Origin of the sequence: Synechococcus sp. N26 (assembly GCF_900473975.1) — a bacterium.
Taxonomy (GTDB): domain Bacteria; phylum Cyanobacteriota; class Cyanobacteriia; order PCC-6307; family Cyanobiaceae; genus Parasynechococcus.
On record NZ_UCNM01000010.1, the window covers coordinates 61,380 to 77,077 of the forward strand.

Genomic DNA, 15,698 nt, shown 5'->3' on the forward strand with positions numbered 1-15,698 from the left:
CCTATGGGCGAGACCCGAGGACATCAGGTGGGTGAGTCAACCAATCAGGAAGCTGGCGCGCTGTTGGATGAGTTGCTGGCATCCCTGCTCGATGACTTCGAGCATTGGTTTCAGCGCGGTGAGGAGCTTCTGCAGGCCTGTCCGGAGGAGGTGATGCCGTTTCAGGAGCGCCGACGCATGCAGGAGCGGCTGCAGGAGGGCAAGAAGGCCATTGCTGCAACACGCTCCCTTGTGGCTGCATCAACGCAGCCCATGGCGGTCTCGATGGAGGTGATGAACCCTTGGCACGGCTTGGTCACCGAGGTGTGGGGCCTGGCCGCGAGGTTGGGGTCGAACCGTTCGCCTCAGGCCCCGAGCTGATTGCGCAGCTGGCGCAGGTTGCTGCTGTAGAAGCTCGCCAGGTCCTGAGGGCTCTTCACCGGTTGACCGTAGGCGGAGCGGCCGGTCCAGGTGGGGAAAGATGCCCATTCGGGAGCCAGCTTCGCCATGGCGTTTCTGGTCAGCCCTTTCCGGTCAATTTCCTTGAGAGCACCGCGACGCTCAACAAGGTGCAGAGCGGCTTGATCCTGGTGCCTGGGCTCGAAGCTGGACAGCTTGAGCTCCTTCGCCACGCCCTTCCAGGTCTTGGGCAGGAATTGATAGGCCCCCGCTGCGGCGCTGGTGTAGCGCTTCACGATCACCCGCTCGGGATGACGTGAGAGGTCCTGAAACTGCCCGCCGCCATAAATGATCCGGTAGCCCTTGTCTTCACCGTCTTTCCAGGTGCCCTCGGCATAGCGAATGGTGTTGAGCAGGGCGCGTCGCTCGGGTGTCAGCTCGTAACGACCACCCTCTTTGCCGGAGGACAGGGTGGCGCGGCTGCTGGTGTTGCGGCTGCTGGTGGCGCTTTGCTCAACCTGTTCTGCGGGCGCCTCTGTGTTCTGGAGAGGCTGTTTGGCTCCTGCGGACAGCACCAATCCTGCGGTCAGGGCTGCACCGACGACAGGCCGACTCCAACGTGTGGCTGGGCTGAACGCAGAAAAAAGGCGATGCACGCAGAACAATCAGGTGGACGATCACAGTGCTGGCCCACGAGGCCTGGACGCGAGATCGGCGCCTTAGGGGTTGACGCGTTGTCTGTGCTGTGTATTTGCAGCTGAGAGAAGGCTGAGAGTCTTGCGAGACTCGCCTCTACGGCTGACGTTGTCTCCCTCAAGCCTCAGGGGCCATGGCTTGAGCCCATGGCCGTCGCATTGATCAGAGCAGCTAATGCTTCTCTTTGTTGCTGATCAGGCTGGCCGGGCGAAACCCAAGGCATCCCGAACCCGTTCAAGCGTGGCGTTGGCCACGGTTTCGGCCTTCTCACGGCCTGTTCTCAGCACCTGATCGAGCTCTGTGGGGTCCTGCATCAGCTCCCGGTAGCGGGCCTGGATGGGTTCCAGCGCGCTCACGGTGGCTTCGGCCAGCAGCGGCTTGAACTGTCCCCAACCCATCTCGGCGCATTCAGTGGCGGCCTGCTCCCGCCCCTTGCCGCTCAGGATTGCGTAGAGCCCAAGAAGGTTGTCGGTTTCCGGTCGATCGGGGTTGCCGAATTCGAGGCCACGCTCTGGATCGGTCTTGGCGCGTTTGATCTTTTTGGTGATCAGCTCCGGAGGGTCCAGAAGCGTGATGCGACTCCCCTCGTTGGGATCGCTCTTGCTCATCTTGCTGCGACCATCTGTCAGGCTCATCACCCGTGCCCCCTCCTTGAGGATCAGCGGTTTGGGCACTTTGAGCACCGGCGTGTCCTTGCTGCCGAAACGGGCATTGATGCGCTGCTGGGCGATGTCGCGCGCCAGCTCCAGGTGCTGCTTCTGGTCCTCACCGACGGGCACCAGGTCAGCGTCGTAGAGAAGGATGTCGGCGGCCATCAACACCGGATAGTCCAGCAGGCCCACGGAGACGTTGTCCCCCTGCTTCACCGCTTTCTCCTTGAACTGAATCATCCGCTCCAGCCAGTTGAGCGGCGTGACGCAATTCAGCAACCAGCACAGTTCGCTGTGGGCTGCCACCTGGCTCTGCACAAACACCGAACAGCGTTTGGGGTCCATGCCACAGGCCAGGTAGAGCGCTGCTGTGGAACGGGTGTCCTCAGCCAGGCGGCTGGGGTCATGGGGAACGGTGATGGCATGGAGATCCACAACACATACAAAGGTGTCGTGGGTCTCCTGCAGATCAACCCAATTGCGGATGGCACCCAGCCAATTGCCGAGGTGCAGTGCTCCGGTCGGTTGCACCCCGGAAAGAACCCTTGGCCGGCTCATCAATCAGGCCTCGGTTGCTGCGGTGTTGGTGTCGTCGCTGGAGGTTGCTTCTGATTCCACCACCGGCTCCACCACTGGTTCGGCCTCCGGCTCGGCAACCGGTTCAGCTGCAGCCTCCGGCTGGGGTTTGGCTGGTCGGGCAAAGGGATTCGGACGGGACCCACGGCCACCACGCTCATCGTCAAATCGGCGGCCACGACCACCACCATCACGACCACCACCATCACGCCGGCCACCTCGGGCAGGCTGATTTTTCTGCTGTTCGATCAGAGCGTCGAGTTGGCCGTCCTCCAGCATTTGGCCAAGGCTGCGGACCGCGAAACCCAGCACAGCCACGGTCGAGCGGAGATTGAAGGCCTCCTGCAGGGCCCGGGCTGAGCGCATTTCGTTGTCACTCAGGCGAATCCGGAAGCCTCCGCCTTCACGGCCGCCACCACGGTTGCCACGACTGCGCTGACCATCTCGGCCGCCGTCTCCCTGTCCCGCCTGTTGTTGGGGATCGCTGTAGGAATCACTCATGGCCCATGGCCTGGAATCAGGCGCAAGTGTGACGCATCACCGGGGTTTTTTCGGTGATCCAGAGCAGCTGGTGGCATTCAACGCTGTTCTTCCGAGCCAGCACCAGCATCGGAACCACCGTGATCCCCCGTTCAATCCGTTCGCGATAGCTGCTCACCAGTTGTCGGTACCGCTCGGCTGTCCAACCGTGGATGGCCGTGTCACGACTGTTCCAGTAGTCCTGCAGCGCTCTTTGGCAGTCCTCGATGCCGAACTCCCGCCAGCAGCTCTGTTGGGCCAACAGTGGATCCATCCCCTGCTGCAGCAACCGCCGGTAATGCACCAGTTCCGGGGCTTCATCACGCCCATCCGGAGGGAGCCAACGATGCAGCTCGGTCAGGGGAGTTCGAGACAGCCGCAGCCAGCAGCGCTCCCGCAGCAACACCGGCAGTTGCCACGACCAGCTCTCGGCACGACGGACTTCATCGAGCACCTCAATCAGCCCCCGCTGCTGACGCTCGGTCAGTCCAGCGAGCGCCTGGGTTGTGGTGTCGACCTCAGCCATGGGCGCCGGTGTAGGTGATCCCGTCCTCCACGTAGTCCTTGGGTTCCAGATGGATGGTGCACCGCACCGGCCCGAAACTTTCGTCCAAGCGCTCTTCCACCTCTTCGGTGATCCGGTGCGCCTTGGTTAGGTCGTCTGCGTCGACAACCATATGCATTTCGATGAACACCTGCTGGCCCAGAACGCCCCGGCTGGCGATGTCGTGGCAGTTCAAGACACCGGCGGTGGCCATCGCTTCGGCATAGATGGCTTCAGGTGCAACCGCCATGTGGTCCACCAGCCAGGGCAAGGTTCCGCGCAGCACCTGCCAGCACACACGGATCAGCAGGAGTGCCATGGGGATGGCCAGCGCAACGTCGAGCCAGCTCACCTGCAGCCACACCGCCCCGGCCATGCCCACCAGCACCACCACGGTGGTCCAAACGTCGCTCGCCGCATGTTGAGCATCCGCTTTGAGCAGGTTGCTGTTCAGCCGCCGACCTTCCCGCAGCTCATATCCCGCCAGCAGGAGGTTGAACCCCAGCACCAGCGTGAGCAGCACCAGCTCCTGACTGGTCACCCGGATCGGTGGCAGGCCCTCGAGCAGCCTTTCCCCCGAACGCAGCAGGATCTCAAGGGCTGTGAACAGGATGAAACCAGCGATGCCCAGGGCTCCCACCGCCTCGTATTTGCGGTGGCCGTAGGGGTGATCCCTGTCGGGGCGCGGATCAGACAGTTTGTTGGTGACCAGTCCCGTGAGGCTGGACAACGCATCGGTGGCGCTGTGCATACCATCAGCGATCACCGCCAGGGAACCACTCATGGCCCCCACCAGAAGCTTCAGCAGCGACATGCTGATGTTCAGGCCCAGGGCCACCATCAGAACCCTGCGCACCCCCCGGCGGTTGTCGACCATCGCATTGGGATGACTGTGTGTCACGGCTGACTCCGGCCTGTTCCCAACTTATGGAGAACTCGTGTTTCTGGCCTGAAGTTCTGGTTTCAGGTGGTGGGTTGAGCTAAGAAGGGCCACTGCTACAGCAGCCGTTCTGTTGAAACTCCCGGCTTCATGGCCAGAACTGGTGATGCCACCGTCGTCGCTGCTGCGGCCGTTGGCTCTGGCTGGAGCTGGTCTGCTTGCTGGACAGTGGCTGGTCAGTGATGTGATGCATGTTCCCGGCGGGGGGCTGGGGCTGCTGGCCGCCGGTGGCGTTGTGATCTGGCTTGGCCGCAAGCCAAGTCAGCCGCGGTTTGCGGCGCCGGTTTCCCTGGATGGATGGATCGCTCGGTGCCAGGAGGTGCTGGATCAATTCGCACGTTTTGAGCAGCAACACTCTGCCGATCTGGCACGTCGCGCTGAACTGAAACGGGTGCTGGACCGTTGTGGTCCGGTGCGCATGGCGATGGTCGCCTTGGGGGGCTCTCAGGGACCGAATGAGGCAGACCTCAGCAGCTCTCTTGCTGGCCCGGCGCCGGTGACGCTGTCGCTCTGCCATCCCCTGACCACCGACGACGGCAGCCGTTCCTGGCCCGGCGGCCTGCTGGATCAGGATCTGATCCTGTTCAGCCTGCAGGCGCCACTCCTGGCCTCGGATCTGCTCTGGCTTCAGCAGGTCCCGGATGATCAGCCGGCCTGGCTGCTTGTGTCGACCGATGCGAAGGACGCATCCACCAATGCCGTCGCGGCTGTTCGGGACGATCTTCCCGAGCGCTGGCGTGAGCGGATCCTGGTTCAGGAGTCTTCGATGCAGCTGCGCACTGCGCTGGCACCGTTGCGCCGTTCGCTGAAACAGGCTGCGGTGGAGACGCGTCCGCGACTCCTCGAGGACTTGCATCGCCGTTGGCAGCGTGACCTCGAATCGCTTCGGCGCGAACGCTTTCTGCAGATTCAGCAGCGCACCCAGTGGGTGGTGGCCGGGTCGGTGATGGCCTCCCCCATCGCCAGCCTTGATCTTCTGGCCGTGGCAGTGGCGAACGGTTTGATGATCAAGGAGATGGGAGAGATCTGGGGAACATCGCTTCAGCCGGATGTGCTGAGGGAAGCGGCGGCGCAGCTGGCTCGGGTAGCCCTCGCTCAGGGCGTGGTGGAGTGGACCGGACAGACCTTGCTGGGGCTGGCCAAGCTGGATGGGGGGAGCTGGCTGATCGCCGGTTCGATGCAGGCCCTCAGTGCGGCTTACCTCACCCGTGTGGTGGGACGCTCCATGGCGGATTGGCTGGCGATCAATGCCGGCGTTGACGAGCTTGATCTTGTGGCGTTGAAGCAACAGGCACCGTTGTTGGTGGCTCGGGCTGCAGAGGAGGAACGGGTGAATTGGAATGGCTTCGTTCAGCAATCCCGCGAGTGGTTACTTCATGCAACTTCATGAATGCTTAGTAAAGCACTTAATGAAGTTTTTTTGAGACCTGATTCTGATTGTTGAGTTGTCATGTAACGGAACGTTCCGTCCATACACTTGATCCACCTGTCCCTTTTTTTAGGGAGAGGTTCATCCGTCTTCTTTTCTTCCATGTCCACCGCAATTCGCAGCGGACGCCAGAGCAATTGGGAAGCCTTTTGTCAGTGGGTGACCGACACCAACAACCGCATCTATGTGGGTTGGTTCGGCGTGCTGATGATTCCCTGCCTCCTGGCGGCCACCATCTGCTTCACCATTGCCTTTATCGCCGCTCCCCCGGTTGATATCGATGGCATCCGCGAGCCCGTCGCTGGCTCCTTGATCTACGGCAACAACATCATCTCCGGTGCTGTTATTCCGTCTTCAAACGCCATTGGCCTGCACTTCTACCCCATCTGGGAAGCTGCTTCCCTCGATGAGTGGCTGTACAACGGCGGCCCTTATCAGTTGGTCTGCTTCCACTTCCTGATCGGCATTTCCGCCTATATGGGTCGTCAGTGGGAACTCTCCTACCGCCTGGGTATGCGCCCTTGGATCTGCGTCGCTTACAGCGCTCCGCTGTCTGCAGCGATGGCTGTTTTCCTGGTGTACCCCTTCGGTCAGGGTTCCTTCTCTGATGGCATGCCCCTGGGCATTTCTGGCACCTTCAACTTCATGTTGGTGTTCCAAGCTGAGCACAACATCCTGATGCACCCCTTCCACATGCTGGGCGTCGCAGGTGTTTTCGGCGGCAGCCTGTTCTCCGCCATGCACGGCTCCCTGGTGACCTCCTCCTTGGTGCGTGAAACCACCGAGGCTGAGTCCCAGAACTACGGCTACAAGTTCGGCCAAGAGGAAGAGACCTACAACATCGTGGCTGCCCACGGTTACTTCGGTCGCCTGATCTTCCAATACGCCTCCTTCAACAACAGCCGTAGCCTTCACTTCTTCCTGGCTGCCTGGCCTGTTGTAGGCATCTGGTTCACCGCCCTCGGCGTGTCAACCATGGCCTTCAACCTGAACGGCTTCAACTTCAACCAGTCCATCCTTGATGGTCAGGGCCGCGTCCTGAACACCTGGGCTGATGTGCTGAACCGTGCCGGCCTCGGCATGGAAGTGATGCACGAGCGCAACGCTCACAACTTCCCCCTCGACCTGGCTGCTGCTGAGTCCACTCCTGTGGCTCTGCAGGCTCCTGCCATCGGTTGATCTGGATCAACCTGTTCCCTTTGGAGCAGCCAAAACGATTCAGATCAACTGAATCGGAAAGCCCCCTCCTCGGAGGGGGCTTTTTGTTGCTGTGTTGGCTGTGAAGGTTGGGCGGCGCATCAGGCCCCTTCAGGGCACCAGCCGATCTCCTTCTCCAGCCGTTGCATCCATTGATGGCAGCGGTGTGTGAGGTGTGCTCCTTGGGGGATGCGCTGTTGGTGGTGTGCGCAGGCTGGCTGGGTAACCCCTGCCTCAGCAAGGGTGTGTTGAAAGTGCTGGCAGGTGAGGCACACCATGAGGGACCGGCTCGGTCGGAGTTGGCCTGATCCCATCGGTGGCCAGGCGCTTGGCGGAGGAGCGTTGACGATGCCCATACGCGTTTTATTAGTAACTATGTACTACTTGCAGTCCTTTTGGTTGTCAACGTGGTGTTGGGGAGAATGGAGTCATGAGTGAGCCTCGCCCCACCCTCCAGTTCGATCTGGACCTTGAAGCTGTTCGCCTGCTCCACCGCTCGGTGAGCTTTCACCTTGAGAAATGGCCCGGGGGGCCAGATCCCAGAGAGCAGGAGGCCCTGCAGTCGATGAAGACCTTGCTCACGGCAGCGTTGCTTGAGTTCAGCCTTGACCAAGACGGTCAGCGCTGAAACCTGCTCCCTTCACGGCTGAGCAGGGAAGCCGCGACAGCGCTGCGTTGGCCGCTGTACAACGCATTGAGTCGGTTCAGGCCTGGCTGGACTGCATCGCCAGCTGTTGCATTAACGATGGAAGAGAACTGGGCTCCAGCAGCTTTGGTTCCTGCGTTGTTCTCTTAAGCCGTTGTTCCCGTGGGTTGGTTGATCGCCCTTGCCATCGTCGTGGTGCTGTCCTGGCTGGGATGGCGTTGGAATCAGCTCGAATGTGCTGAAAGCCGCTCCGTCAGCGGTCGTTTGGTGAAGCGGATGCGTCGTCATTCGCGGCGACGCAAGCACCATCACTAGGCCTTCAATCAGGCCATGGGCATGCGACAACCCAGTTGAATCGTGCCTTCGTCGATCAACCGGCCAAGCCGTTGGGCGACAGCCTCCTCAGTTCGTGTGAATTGATCCTGGCGGGCGGTCACCCACGCCATCTCTCCGTTGGTGATCACGCCGGTGGACATGGCTTCGAGAAAGAGTTCGCCGAGTGTCATGACACTTGTGCCGTTGCGATCACGTTGATGGGACTCCGAAGGGGGTGCATGACCTGCTCACCTTTCTTCATGGCAAGGGGTCAAGGATGGTTTGGAGGGCTCGGTTGATCTGATCGCTGAGCTGGGAGCCGGCGGGATTGAGGCGGATCAAGCTTGTGAATCCTTCGCTGAGGTCGGGCCTGTTGGGAGGTTGGCTCAGCGTCATGTGCATCGCACGAATCACGGCTTCTGGAACGCACCGTTGGCGGCAGCGGTTCCAGACCAGACACTGATCCAATGGTGTCTGCAACCACCAGCCGGTCCATGGCAGGTGCTGGCCCCCCATGCTTCGCTGCATCAACCCTTGGCGCCAGTTGAGTTGCGCATGGGTTGCATCCACTAGCACGTTGTCGCCATCGGCGATGGCGCGGTCGATGACGCCATGCAGATGCGGTTCCAATTCAGACCAAGGGCCCTGCACATTTGCATCACCCCACAGCTGTTCCCTCAGCACGTCATTGGCGATCACCCGTGCAGGGACCAGCGGAGCGAGGATCGCCGCGAGGGTGGACTTGCCGCTGCCTGGGGGACCGATCAACAGATGGCCTTGGGGCCGTGGTTTAGGCAACGAAGCGTTTGTAGAGCCAGCGCACCAGTCCACCAATTACGGGCACTGGAGCAAACGTGGGGCCGACGAAATCGAAATAATCGCGGTGGTCCCCGATCTTTCCATCTGGATTGAAGCGGAGCCGGGTCGCCCCGGGGTAGATGAACTCAATCCCTTTGATCTTGAGGCCCATGCGCCATTCAACAAAGGCTGTTTCACCGTTCACCACCACCGATTCCGTTTCCAGGAACACGTCATCACAGCGCTGCATCAGACCGTCCTGGGCAAGGATGTAGGCGTCAATGCCCTGCCGTTCCTGGGTTGGATCGGTGAAATGCACGTCACTGGCATAGACGGCTTTCCACTGCGCAGCTGTGGGGCCAGGCGCGCCGTAGGGCTTGGTGAACAGGGCACGGATCTGTTCTGCGTCCAGCGGAGGATGAAGCATGGGTGTTGTCATCAGAAGTCGGCGCCCACCTGAGCTGTCATGGTCTCGGCCCAGCTCACGCTGGGAACCAGGCCGAGGCCGAGAAGTCCAGCCGTGGCGAGGAATGGATGCATGGCGTCAGTTGAAAAACCCCTTGGACTGAAGCCAGAGGCCGATGGCGACCAGGGGCCCGAAGCCGGCGATCAACACCGTGATCTTGAGGCGCAGCGGTGACACCTGGGGTTTGGTCTCTCGAAGAGCCATGGCAAGGCACGAAGGCAAGTGAACCTAAACGCTGTGCTGCGTTCGTGCCTGCTCAGAGCTCGTACTCCTCTTCAAACTGCTCAATCAAGCCCTTGTAGAGCGCCAGAAGGCCCTCGGTCTCTTCGCAGAATCCGTCCGTTGTGTACTTCGCGATCAGATTCACCACGGCACTGCGGATTTGCGTGAAGGCGCCGAGGTACTCACCCTGGATGTCTTCATCGCGGATGTCGTTGATCAGCGCGCCCACCAGCTCAATCTTGCGCTTTGCAGCGGCCATCTCCGCTTCCATCTCTTTGTTGAGCTTGCGGCGTTTCTTCGGCATCCCCTCAACCGGTTCAATCAGCGACATTACGGGAGCCGCAGGCCTTCCTCGTTCGAGCGACTTCCCCTAGCGTCGGGTTCGCTCGACCCTTGGCCTTGTGAATCGGACCTTCCGCGGTGTTGCCTACGTGTCCGTCTGGGTGGTGATCTGGGGAACGGTGGCGTCCTTGATGGACTGGATGCTGCTGACAGGTGAGGTTTACGAAACGGCCAGCTCTGGTCAGGCGGTGACGTTCATCGCCTACGGGGCCGCAACAGTGGTGTTGGCCACGCGGTTTTCGGGGCGTTTCCTTGCAGACGCCGATTCAGAGGCTGCGGATCAGGAGTGATCCGCCCATCAGCAGCGCCAAGATCTCGAACGCTTGTTTGACCAGGCGGCTTCCTTTCACCAGGGAATAGTGGGCCCCCAGGAAGCCTCCGATCAGCGAACCCAGCACCAGCGGTGGAAGCCAGTCCCAACGGATTTCACCGCTCAAACCCAGCACCAGCGCCCCGGTGCCATTCCACCCCAGGCCCACCAGCACCAGGGTGTGAGCAACGGCTCTGGCGTAGCTCAGCCCAAACCAGCGCACCAGCCACAGGGTGACGAACAACCCCGTGCCTGAAGTGAGGGAACCGTTGAGAACGCCAATGATGAACAGCCCGCAACTGCCAAGCCCAACGGTGCGAGCTGTAAGCGGGTAGGGCTGGTCTGTCGTCCCCAGATCCGGTTTCCGGGCCGAATAAACCCCCAGCCCAAGGGTCAGCAGCCCAAGGCTCGCTGTGGCCACTTGATCGGGCAGCGCAAGAACCATGCTGGCTCCCACAAACACACCTGGAAGACCGGCCGCCAACACCAGCGCTGAGCGTTTCAGATCAAGACTGCTGGCACGCCAATGACGCCCACTCGCTCCCAGCCCCAGCGCAACACTGGCCACCTTGTGGGTGGCCAATGCCATGGAGAAAGGAAGGCCCAGAAGGATGAGGGCGGGCAGTTGCACCAGTCCTGCCCCCCCTCCCGCCAGAGCCGAGAGGGCATTGGCGCCAATGGCGATGCCCAGCAGGGCGATTTGCATCAGCAGTTCGGACACACTCAATCTCGTGTCAGGAAGGCGATGGGAACTGAAAAGGTGATGATGCGGTGGGGATCCCCCGGAAGAATGGCAACGCAGGCCACTTCACGATCAGCGTGAGCCTCGCGGGACTGCACCACAAAGGCTGTGGCGTCTTCGATGCTCCACATCGGGGCATCACCACAACGGCGTTCGTCCCTGTAGGCCTGCCAGACCTCGCAGAACGCCTCCCCATCCTCACCACTCTTCATTTCTGTCAATGCCTGTTCCAGACCCACGTCTTCGAACCGTTCGAACAGGCGCACCATCAACGGGTGGGCAATGGTGGATGAGGCCTTCAGGGTTGAGTTGATCGTGCCGATGGCACTCACCATCAGCTTTGGTTTGGAGCGTCGTGCATCGATCACCCCCACAGGCAGATTGAGATCCCAGCTTGGGTGTCCGCTGACGGCACAGGCCAGATCGAATAGCCCCAAGCTGCATTGCTTGATCAGGCTCTGAATGGTCTCTCGATCCATAGCTCAGTTCCGCGTGGCCCGATTCACCGTTTGCGTTCCAGTGTTGCCAGGATGGCCGTCGGTTGATGCCGCTGTGGATGTCCCTGGTTCAGATTTACCTTGATGCCGTCACCCACCAGGTGATCACCAGTGAAGAGCTTGCCTATGTGGCCGGCCATCAGGAGCAATTTGATCGAACCGAACGGAAACTCACTGCACGGCTTGAACAGTTGATTGGCGCAGGGAATATCAGTGTTGGAACGCGTTGATTATCCGAACAAAAAGCGTTGAAGCCGTTTCAGGAATTGGCGCAGTGGCTTTTTGTCACGGCTAAAAATCTGCCGCTCATCTGACAACATCGCGCGACTCCCCCGATCTGCGCTTCTGATAGGCGGGAAAGCCTGTCCCGTCAACCTTCACGGCAGGGCAACCACCCCAGACCAACTCTGCAGAACGTCAGGTGCGCCTTGGGTCAGGGCGGCAACAGCACTGGCTGAGCCAATTCCGATTCCCACCACAACTCCTACGGCGAAGACAAGCAGCCCCGTCAGAACGCTGCGTTCGGAAAATTGCATCCACTCAACATCAGCCAACCCGACTTTCCTGCGGCCATCGTCCAACGGCCACTGTGGTGTCACAGGACGTGATGGGGCCCGGAGCGGATCTGTTGTGTGGTTTCGGCCACAAAGGTAGATCTACCGACTGATCGATCGGGGTGGTCTTCGCTAACAACCGAATGTCAGCCAGATGACAGTTTCAGTCATGAAAACGATTGACGAGCACATCCAGAAGGACCAGGAGGAGTTCCTTAAGGCCCTTTCTGAGCACAACGAAGGCAAGGTGCGTCATCTCACGGAGGAGCTGCAGTGGCTGTTGGATCACAAGAAGGAATTTCCTGATGATCCCCATGACCCCTCACCCCTTGAGCTGTTCTGCGAGCAGAACCCCGATGAGCCCGAGTGCCTGGTCTACGACGACTGAGTAGAAGTACCCATTCCTTGCTCCGCCCTGGCGCGAAGCCGCGTAACTACACGCAACTTATTTAAGTTGTGTGTAGTCGATGTGTTCTGTGGTGATTCGCGCCATTCTGACCCGCCCCATTGCCGGCGATCTCGGTCTGCTCCTGCTTCGGGTTTTCACCGGCGCGCTGCTGATTCACCACGGTTACGAAAAGCTCGCCAATATCGAGAATTTTGCAGATGCATTCGTTCGCCCTCTGCATCTGCCCTTCCCGATCCTTCTCTCCTACGTCGCAGCGTTCTCGGAGGTGATCGGCAGCTGGCTGTTGATTACTGGCTTGCTGACGCGGATGGGAGCCTTGGCAGTCGCCGGGACCATCTCCGTCGCCATTTATCACGCCATCGTCACAGCGGGCTTCAACATCTATCTTTTGGAGCTTCTTGGCCTTTATTTCGCGGCTGCCGTGGCCGTTCTCGCCTGCGGCCCAGGTGTCTTTTCCATTGACGAGCTCATCGCCCGCCGCCTTGAGCCCGACATGCAGTTTTCCGCTGCGGAAGACACGGATTTCGCCGCTGGCGAAGCCGCTGTTCTGGAAGAAGCCGTGGCCAGCCGCTGAACACCAGCGTGATCAGATTCAAAAGCCCCGCCATTGCGGGGCTTTTTTCATGGCTGGCGACGGTATGGGCGAAAGACGCGTCAGAATCATCGAAGTTGGATCAACGCGATGAAAGAGGTCAGCCTGCTCGAGATGATTGGCCGTTCTCTGGCAAAGGTTGCAGCAGGCGCTGGTGTTGCAGCAGTGCTGATTTGGCTCACCTACGTGATGCTTGATGTTGGTCATATGCAGTCGGGCTTCACCCTGCCCCAATCCAGTTACTGAACTCAGATGCAGTGGAATGATCTTGAATCTCCGGTTCTGATCATTGCTTCGCTGTTGATTGTTCTGCAGGTTTGTTGGATTGGAGCTGTGCTTCGGCGCAACCAACGCAGGCGCCTGGGGGAACCCCTCAGTGCCACAGCATTTCAACGCGAACTCCAGCGGATTTTCTCAAGAGCGAACGGACTGTCCTGAGCCATGAAGCAACTTCCAGGTCAACAGAGCAGAACCCTGCCGCGATGGCTGAAGACGTTCATGGCAGGTGCAATCACCGTGATTGCCACCATTTGGCTGGTGTCGTTGCTCCCCTTTCTGCTTCTCGCAGCCTTGGTGCTTTCAATCGCGCTCATCCCAATCACCCGTCGGCTGAGACGGGAGATGGAAGAGGCTGGATTCAGTGTTGATGAACCCAGGTCGAATGTTCAGCGCCCTGATCTCAACATCACCCCCTGGCACCGACAGATTCGCAATCTCTGGAGAGACTTCAGCTCTTGAACAGGTCGTTAGCCATTGAGCGATAACGATCAAGAGAACTGCCTGCGCGACGAGAATTTGTGGGCACACTTTGTCCAGGCAACAGGTTCAACGGAGCGAAATTCACCAACGTCAGCTCTGAGCGCTGCTTCTGTTCGGCTGCCAGCAATTCGGCAATGGCTTCTGCTGTGGTTTGTGCGGGAGCTGCGCTCTCCGAAATAGCTTCGGTGGTCTCCACCGGCTCGGTCATGAGAGATGTTTTGGCCTTGGAGGTGCCGAGGGGCCACAGAAAAACCAGACTCAGCAAAAGAGCAACGGCAGCCGTGAGGGTGCCGGTGAGTCCAAAGGCCAAACCCTGAAAATTCCACAGCAACCCGGAACCCGCCATGCCGAAGGTGCCGAGGATTGCCAGCATCAGGCCGAGGAAGGATGCCTGTGGTGCCTTGAATTTGAGCGGCTGGCTGGCTTCAGGGACTTCAACGGGTGAAAGTCGTGGTTCAGGCCGAAGCAGAACAAAGCTGATTCCCAGCAGAACCAATGCCGTAACCGTGCTGCCAAGCCCCAGAGTGCGGCCCTGAAAATTCCAAAGCAAACCACCGCCGGCAAGACCTGAAACTCCGAGGGTTGCCAATGCAAGTCCGCTTAAAAAAGGAAGACGATTGCGCATGGCTCAGTTGCTCCGGTTTTGCATGGCGGCGTAAGCAACGGCTCCGCCAGTGATCACAGTGAGGAGGCCTGTGGTGAGTAAGAAGCTCACCAACATGGCGAATCCAAGAACAGATCCCAGGAGGGACATCTTGATTCGCAGCAATTTCGACTTCATCAACAACACCAACAGCAAGACCACGGTGGTCTTCAAGCCAGCGATTTTTGCCGCACTGATCGGGCAAAAAGGATTGATCAACACCATTGACTGGTCTTGGTCTTCTTAAGCATTTATGAAGTCTGGCGAAAACCAGAGCGCACCGTGAAAAGAGCACCGAGAAGAGGGCACCGTGGCGTGACGTGGCGACCTGATCCGCTTTGAGCGACGGATGGGCACAAAAAAACGGGCCCGAGGGCCCGTTTGCAGCTGACGTGTCGTGCTAGCTCAGCGACGACGGTTGCGTGAACGCTGCTTCAGCTTGCGCTTGTATTTCTCAACGGGGGTCTCGTGGTGACGGATCCGACGCAGATCAGAAAAGATGCCAGCTTTGGCGACGGAGCGCTTGAAGCGCCGCAACGCGGATTCAATACCTTCGTTTTCGCCGACAGTGACCTGACTCATCCGTTCCCCGAAAGAGAGCAATAAACAACAACTTTACCAGCCGCCCTCTACCCCATCCCCCACCACCTGCCCGGGGTGGGATGGGTCTCTTGCATGACGCTTGTTGAAGAGATCGTGGCGCGTCCCGGCTTCTGCTTTGGGATGGGTCCATCACTCCGGCAGGCCCCTGTCTTGACCCTCACGCACTGCCCCCTGTGCATTGGTCTGGCTGTTCTTTCGGCCGTTCGATTTATGGCCCACTGCGTGATGGCCGTTCAGCTCGAACGCAGCACGGCAGGGGAGTCAACCCATCCCGCCATGCTGCTGGGCACTCTGTTTGAGCTCTAAAGCAGTTCCGCCTCAGGGATCGCTGGGATCAACCAGCTGCAGATAGGCCGTATCGGCGTTCTGCAGGGCTACATCATCGTGATGAGCGTCAACGCTGTAGATGAGGTGAAGCAGGCGGCCGCGATCCATGCCACGGTCGGCCACGTCTTTCCAGAGGCGTGAGCTGAGCTCCGCATCACGCCATTTGAGCTGGGCATTGACCAGTGCCCGCGTCATCGCGATGTAGCTCTGCCGGTCGTTGCGCAGCCGGTCTTCGGAGAAGCTGTGTTGAGTTGCCGGCTTGAGCAGATTGCGAATCGTCTGTGAGGCCGCCTTCAGCACCTTTGGCATCGTCGTCGTCCGACTCAGTTCAGTCTGATTCGGTCGTCTGGGCTGACAACGGAGTGAAATGCCTATGCCTGGATCAGAAATGAGTATTTGAACTCACTCCAGCGGGACGGTAGTGCTGATGACTTTTTGTGAAGTCAAGCCCGTTAGATTCAATTAGCTGTTCTTAAGCCCGTGGAAATACTTGTGATGGCGGCCGTATTTGTGCCCTTTTCTGCCCTCGTGATGAATTCATTTT

30 protein-coding genes are annotated in these 15,698 nt (G+C 59.6%); 13 read left to right on the plus strand and 17 right to left on the minus strand.

The annotated features are described in order from the left end of the window. Positions 1-3: 3 nt before the first annotated feature. Positions 4-360, plus strand: coding sequence for a DUF2605 family protein (locus DXY33_RS07955; RefSeq protein ID WP_115132444.1), 357 nt, complete (start codon positions 4-6; stop codon positions 358-360). Here DXY33_RS07955 and DXY33_RS07960 read toward each other — a convergent pair. From DXY33_RS07960 to DXY33_RS07980, 5 genes are all read right to left on the minus strand, one after another. Beyond that, entirely contained in the window at positions 345-1,034 is a 690-nt protein-coding gene (locus DXY33_RS07960) for a glycoside hydrolase family 104 protein (protein ID WP_115132796.1), read from the minus strand. The two genes, DXY33_RS07955 and DXY33_RS07960, sit on opposite strands and share 16 nt — an antisense overlap. A gap of 234 nt (positions 1,035-1,268) precedes the next feature. Continuing rightward, positions 1,269-2,282: a tryptophan--tRNA ligase gene (trpS, locus tag DXY33_RS07965; protein WP_115132445.1), complete on the minus strand. Its 1,014-nt coding sequence runs from the start codon at positions 2,280-2,282 to the stop codon at positions 1,269-1,271. A 3-nt stretch (positions 2,283-2,285) separates the two neighbouring features. Further along, positions 2,286-2,801 (minus strand): hypothetical protein, encoded by a 516-nt coding sequence (locus tag DXY33_RS07970; RefSeq protein WP_115132446.1) that lies wholly within the window; start codon positions 2,799-2,801, stop codon positions 2,286-2,288. A 16-nt stretch (positions 2,802-2,817) separates the two neighbouring features. Next, the gene (locus DXY33_RS07975) at positions 2,818-3,345 is read right to left on the minus strand and encodes a hypothetical protein (protein WP_115132447.1); all 528 of its coding nucleotides are present in this window, start codon (positions 3,343-3,345) and stop codon (positions 2,818-2,820) included. After that, a complete protein-coding gene (locus DXY33_RS07980) occupies positions 3,338-4,240 on the minus strand; it encodes a cation diffusion facilitator family transporter (protein WP_115132448.1) in 903 nt (300 codons plus the stop codon). Before DXY33_RS07980 ends, DXY33_RS07975 begins: the two co-directional genes overlap by 8 nt. Positions 4,241-4,376: 136 nt before the next feature. On the opposite strand from DXY33_RS07980, the gene DXY33_RS07985 reads away from it, so the two are divergent. The 5 genes from DXY33_RS07985 to DXY33_RS12335 all read left to right on the plus strand — a co-directional run bounded on the left by DXY33_RS07985 (position 4,377) and on the right by DXY33_RS12335 (position 7,890). Then, on the plus strand, positions 4,377-5,693 hold the full coding sequence (locus DXY33_RS07985) for a YcjF family protein (RefSeq protein ID WP_371634712.1): 1,317 nt from the start codon (positions 4,377-4,379) through the stop codon (positions 5,691-5,693). A gap of 141 nt (positions 5,694-5,834) precedes the next feature. Next, a complete protein-coding gene (psbA, locus tag DXY33_RS07990) occupies positions 5,835-6,911 on the plus strand; it encodes a photosystem II q(b) protein (RefSeq protein ID WP_115132449.1) in 1,077 nt (358 codons plus the stop codon). 173 nt (positions 6,912-7,084) lie between these two features. After that, positions 7,085-7,237, plus strand: a complete 153-nt coding sequence (locus DXY33_RS12330) for a hypothetical protein (protein WP_206749601.1) — start codon at positions 7,085-7,087, stop codon at positions 7,235-7,237. Between the two features lie 122 nt (positions 7,238-7,359). Then, complete coding sequence (locus DXY33_RS08000; RefSeq protein ID WP_006851951.1) at positions 7,360-7,557, plus strand: hypothetical protein; 198 nt, start codon at positions 7,360-7,362, stop codon at positions 7,555-7,557. 180 nt (positions 7,558-7,737) lie between these two features. Further along, positions 7,738-7,890, plus strand: a complete 153-nt coding sequence (locus DXY33_RS12335; RefSeq protein WP_170950581.1) for a hypothetical protein — start codon at positions 7,738-7,740, stop codon at positions 7,888-7,890. Between the two features lie 8 nt (positions 7,891-7,898). On the opposite strand, the gene DXY33_RS08005 is transcribed toward DXY33_RS12335, so the two are convergent. The 5 genes from DXY33_RS08005 to DXY33_RS08020 form a co-directional block, all read right to left on the minus strand. Further along, positions 7,899-8,081, minus strand: a complete 183-nt coding sequence (locus DXY33_RS08005; RefSeq protein WP_041434599.1) for a hypothetical protein — start codon at positions 8,079-8,081, stop codon at positions 7,899-7,901. Positions 8,082-8,148: 67 nt separating this feature from the next. Further along, positions 8,149-8,658, minus strand: coding sequence for an ATP-binding protein (locus tag DXY33_RS08010; protein WP_244275947.1), 510 nt, complete (start codon positions 8,656-8,658; stop codon positions 8,149-8,151). A 22-nt stretch (positions 8,659-8,680) separates the two neighbouring features. Beyond that, positions 8,681-9,115: a nuclear transport factor 2 family protein gene (locus tag DXY33_RS08015; RefSeq protein WP_115082470.1), complete on the minus strand. Its 435-nt coding sequence runs from the start codon at positions 9,113-9,115 to the stop codon at positions 8,681-8,683. A 117-nt stretch (positions 9,116-9,232) separates the two neighbouring features. Then, entirely contained in the window at positions 9,233-9,358 is a 126-nt protein-coding gene (locus DXY33_RS12825; protein ID WP_006850359.1) for a hypothetical protein, read from the minus strand. Positions 9,359-9,410: 52 nt separating this feature from the next. Beyond that, positions 9,411-9,680, minus strand: a complete 270-nt coding sequence (locus tag DXY33_RS08020; RefSeq protein WP_006850218.1) for a hypothetical protein — start codon at positions 9,678-9,680, stop codon at positions 9,411-9,413. A 97-nt stretch (positions 9,681-9,777) separates the two neighbouring features. On the opposite strand from DXY33_RS08020, the gene DXY33_RS08025 reads away from it, so the two are divergent. Continuing rightward, complete coding sequence (locus DXY33_RS08025) at positions 9,778-10,008, plus strand: hypothetical protein (protein ID WP_115008869.1); 231 nt, start codon at positions 9,778-9,780, stop codon at positions 10,006-10,008. Here the strand turns inward: DXY33_RS08025 and DXY33_RS08030 are convergent. Together DXY33_RS08030 and DXY33_RS08035 are read right to left on the minus strand one after the other, a co-directional pair. Then, entirely contained in the window at positions 9,985-10,734 is a 750-nt protein-coding gene (locus DXY33_RS08030) for a sulfite exporter TauE/SafE family protein (RefSeq protein WP_115132798.1), read from the minus strand. The genes DXY33_RS08025 and DXY33_RS08030 overlap by 24 nt on opposite strands. A 17-nt stretch (positions 10,735-10,751) precedes the next feature. Next, positions 10,752-11,249, minus strand: a complete 498-nt coding sequence (locus tag DXY33_RS08035) for a hypothetical protein (RefSeq protein WP_115132452.1) — start codon at positions 11,247-11,249, stop codon at positions 10,752-10,754. Positions 11,250-11,326: 77 nt separating this feature from the next. Between DXY33_RS08035 and DXY33_RS08040 the strand changes: the two genes are divergently transcribed. Beyond that, positions 11,327-11,497, plus strand: coding sequence for a hypothetical protein (locus DXY33_RS08040; protein WP_244272198.1), 171 nt, complete (start codon positions 11,327-11,329; stop codon positions 11,495-11,497). A 147-nt stretch (positions 11,498-11,644) separates the two neighbouring features. On the opposite strand, the gene DXY33_RS12340 is transcribed toward DXY33_RS08040, so the two are convergent. Next, positions 11,645-11,803: a hypothetical protein gene (locus DXY33_RS12340; RefSeq protein WP_156915504.1), complete on the minus strand. Its 159-nt coding sequence runs from the start codon at positions 11,801-11,803 to the stop codon at positions 11,645-11,647. 187 nt (positions 11,804-11,990) lie between these two features. Here DXY33_RS12340 and DXY33_RS08045 point away from each other — a divergent pair, with 187 nt between their 5' ends. The 4 genes from DXY33_RS08045 to DXY33_RS08060 all read left to right on the plus strand — a co-directional run bounded on the left by DXY33_RS08045 (position 11,991) and on the right by DXY33_RS08060 (position 13,560). Continuing rightward, complete coding sequence (locus DXY33_RS08045; RefSeq protein ID WP_006852050.1) at positions 11,991-12,209, plus strand: CP12 domain-containing protein; 219 nt, start codon at positions 11,991-11,993, stop codon at positions 12,207-12,209. A gap of 91 nt (positions 12,210-12,300) precedes the next feature. Next, complete coding sequence (locus DXY33_RS08050) at positions 12,301-12,804, plus strand: DoxX family protein (RefSeq protein WP_250397550.1); 504 nt, start codon at positions 12,301-12,303, stop codon at positions 12,802-12,804. 108 nt (positions 12,805-12,912) lie between these two features. Next, positions 12,913-13,068: a hypothetical protein gene (locus tag DXY33_RS12345; protein ID WP_006850963.1), complete on the plus strand. Its 156-nt coding sequence runs from the start codon at positions 12,913-12,915 to the stop codon at positions 13,066-13,068. Between the two features lie 195 nt (positions 13,069-13,263). Then, complete coding sequence (locus DXY33_RS08060) at positions 13,264-13,560, plus strand: hypothetical protein (protein WP_244275949.1); 297 nt, start codon at positions 13,264-13,266, stop codon at positions 13,558-13,560. Here the strand turns inward: DXY33_RS08060 and DXY33_RS08065 are convergent. The 3 genes from DXY33_RS08065 to rpsU form a co-directional block, all read right to left on the minus strand. Further along, positions 13,550-14,170, minus strand: a complete 621-nt coding sequence (locus tag DXY33_RS08065; protein WP_244275951.1) for a hypothetical protein — start codon at positions 14,168-14,170, stop codon at positions 13,550-13,552. The two genes, DXY33_RS08060 and DXY33_RS08065, sit on opposite strands and share 11 nt — an antisense overlap. Before the next feature lie 39 nt (positions 14,171-14,209). Then, positions 14,210-14,449 carry a hypothetical protein gene (locus DXY33_RS12700; protein WP_114988968.1) on the minus strand — a complete coding sequence of 80 codons (240 nt, stop codon included), beginning with the start codon at positions 14,447-14,449 and terminating at the stop codon, positions 14,210-14,212. A 180-nt stretch (positions 14,450-14,629) separates the two neighbouring features. Further along, a complete protein-coding gene (gene rpsU, locus DXY33_RS08075) occupies positions 14,630-14,806 on the minus strand; it encodes a 30S ribosomal protein S21 (RefSeq protein WP_009790002.1) in 177 nt (58 codons plus the stop codon). 93 nt (positions 14,807-14,899) lie between these two features. On the opposite strand from rpsU, the gene DXY33_RS08080 reads away from it, so the two are divergent. Beyond that, positions 14,900-15,133 (plus strand): hypothetical protein, encoded by a 234-nt coding sequence (locus DXY33_RS08080; RefSeq protein ID WP_006851686.1) that lies wholly within the window; start codon positions 14,900-14,902, stop codon positions 15,131-15,133. Between the two features lie 12 nt (positions 15,134-15,145). Here DXY33_RS08080 and DXY33_RS08085 read toward each other — a convergent pair whose 3' ends face one another. Beyond that, positions 15,146-15,463, minus strand: coding sequence for a hypothetical protein (locus DXY33_RS08085; protein WP_115132455.1), 318 nt, complete (start codon positions 15,461-15,463; stop codon positions 15,146-15,148). Positions 15,464-15,698: the final 235 nt, after the last annotated feature.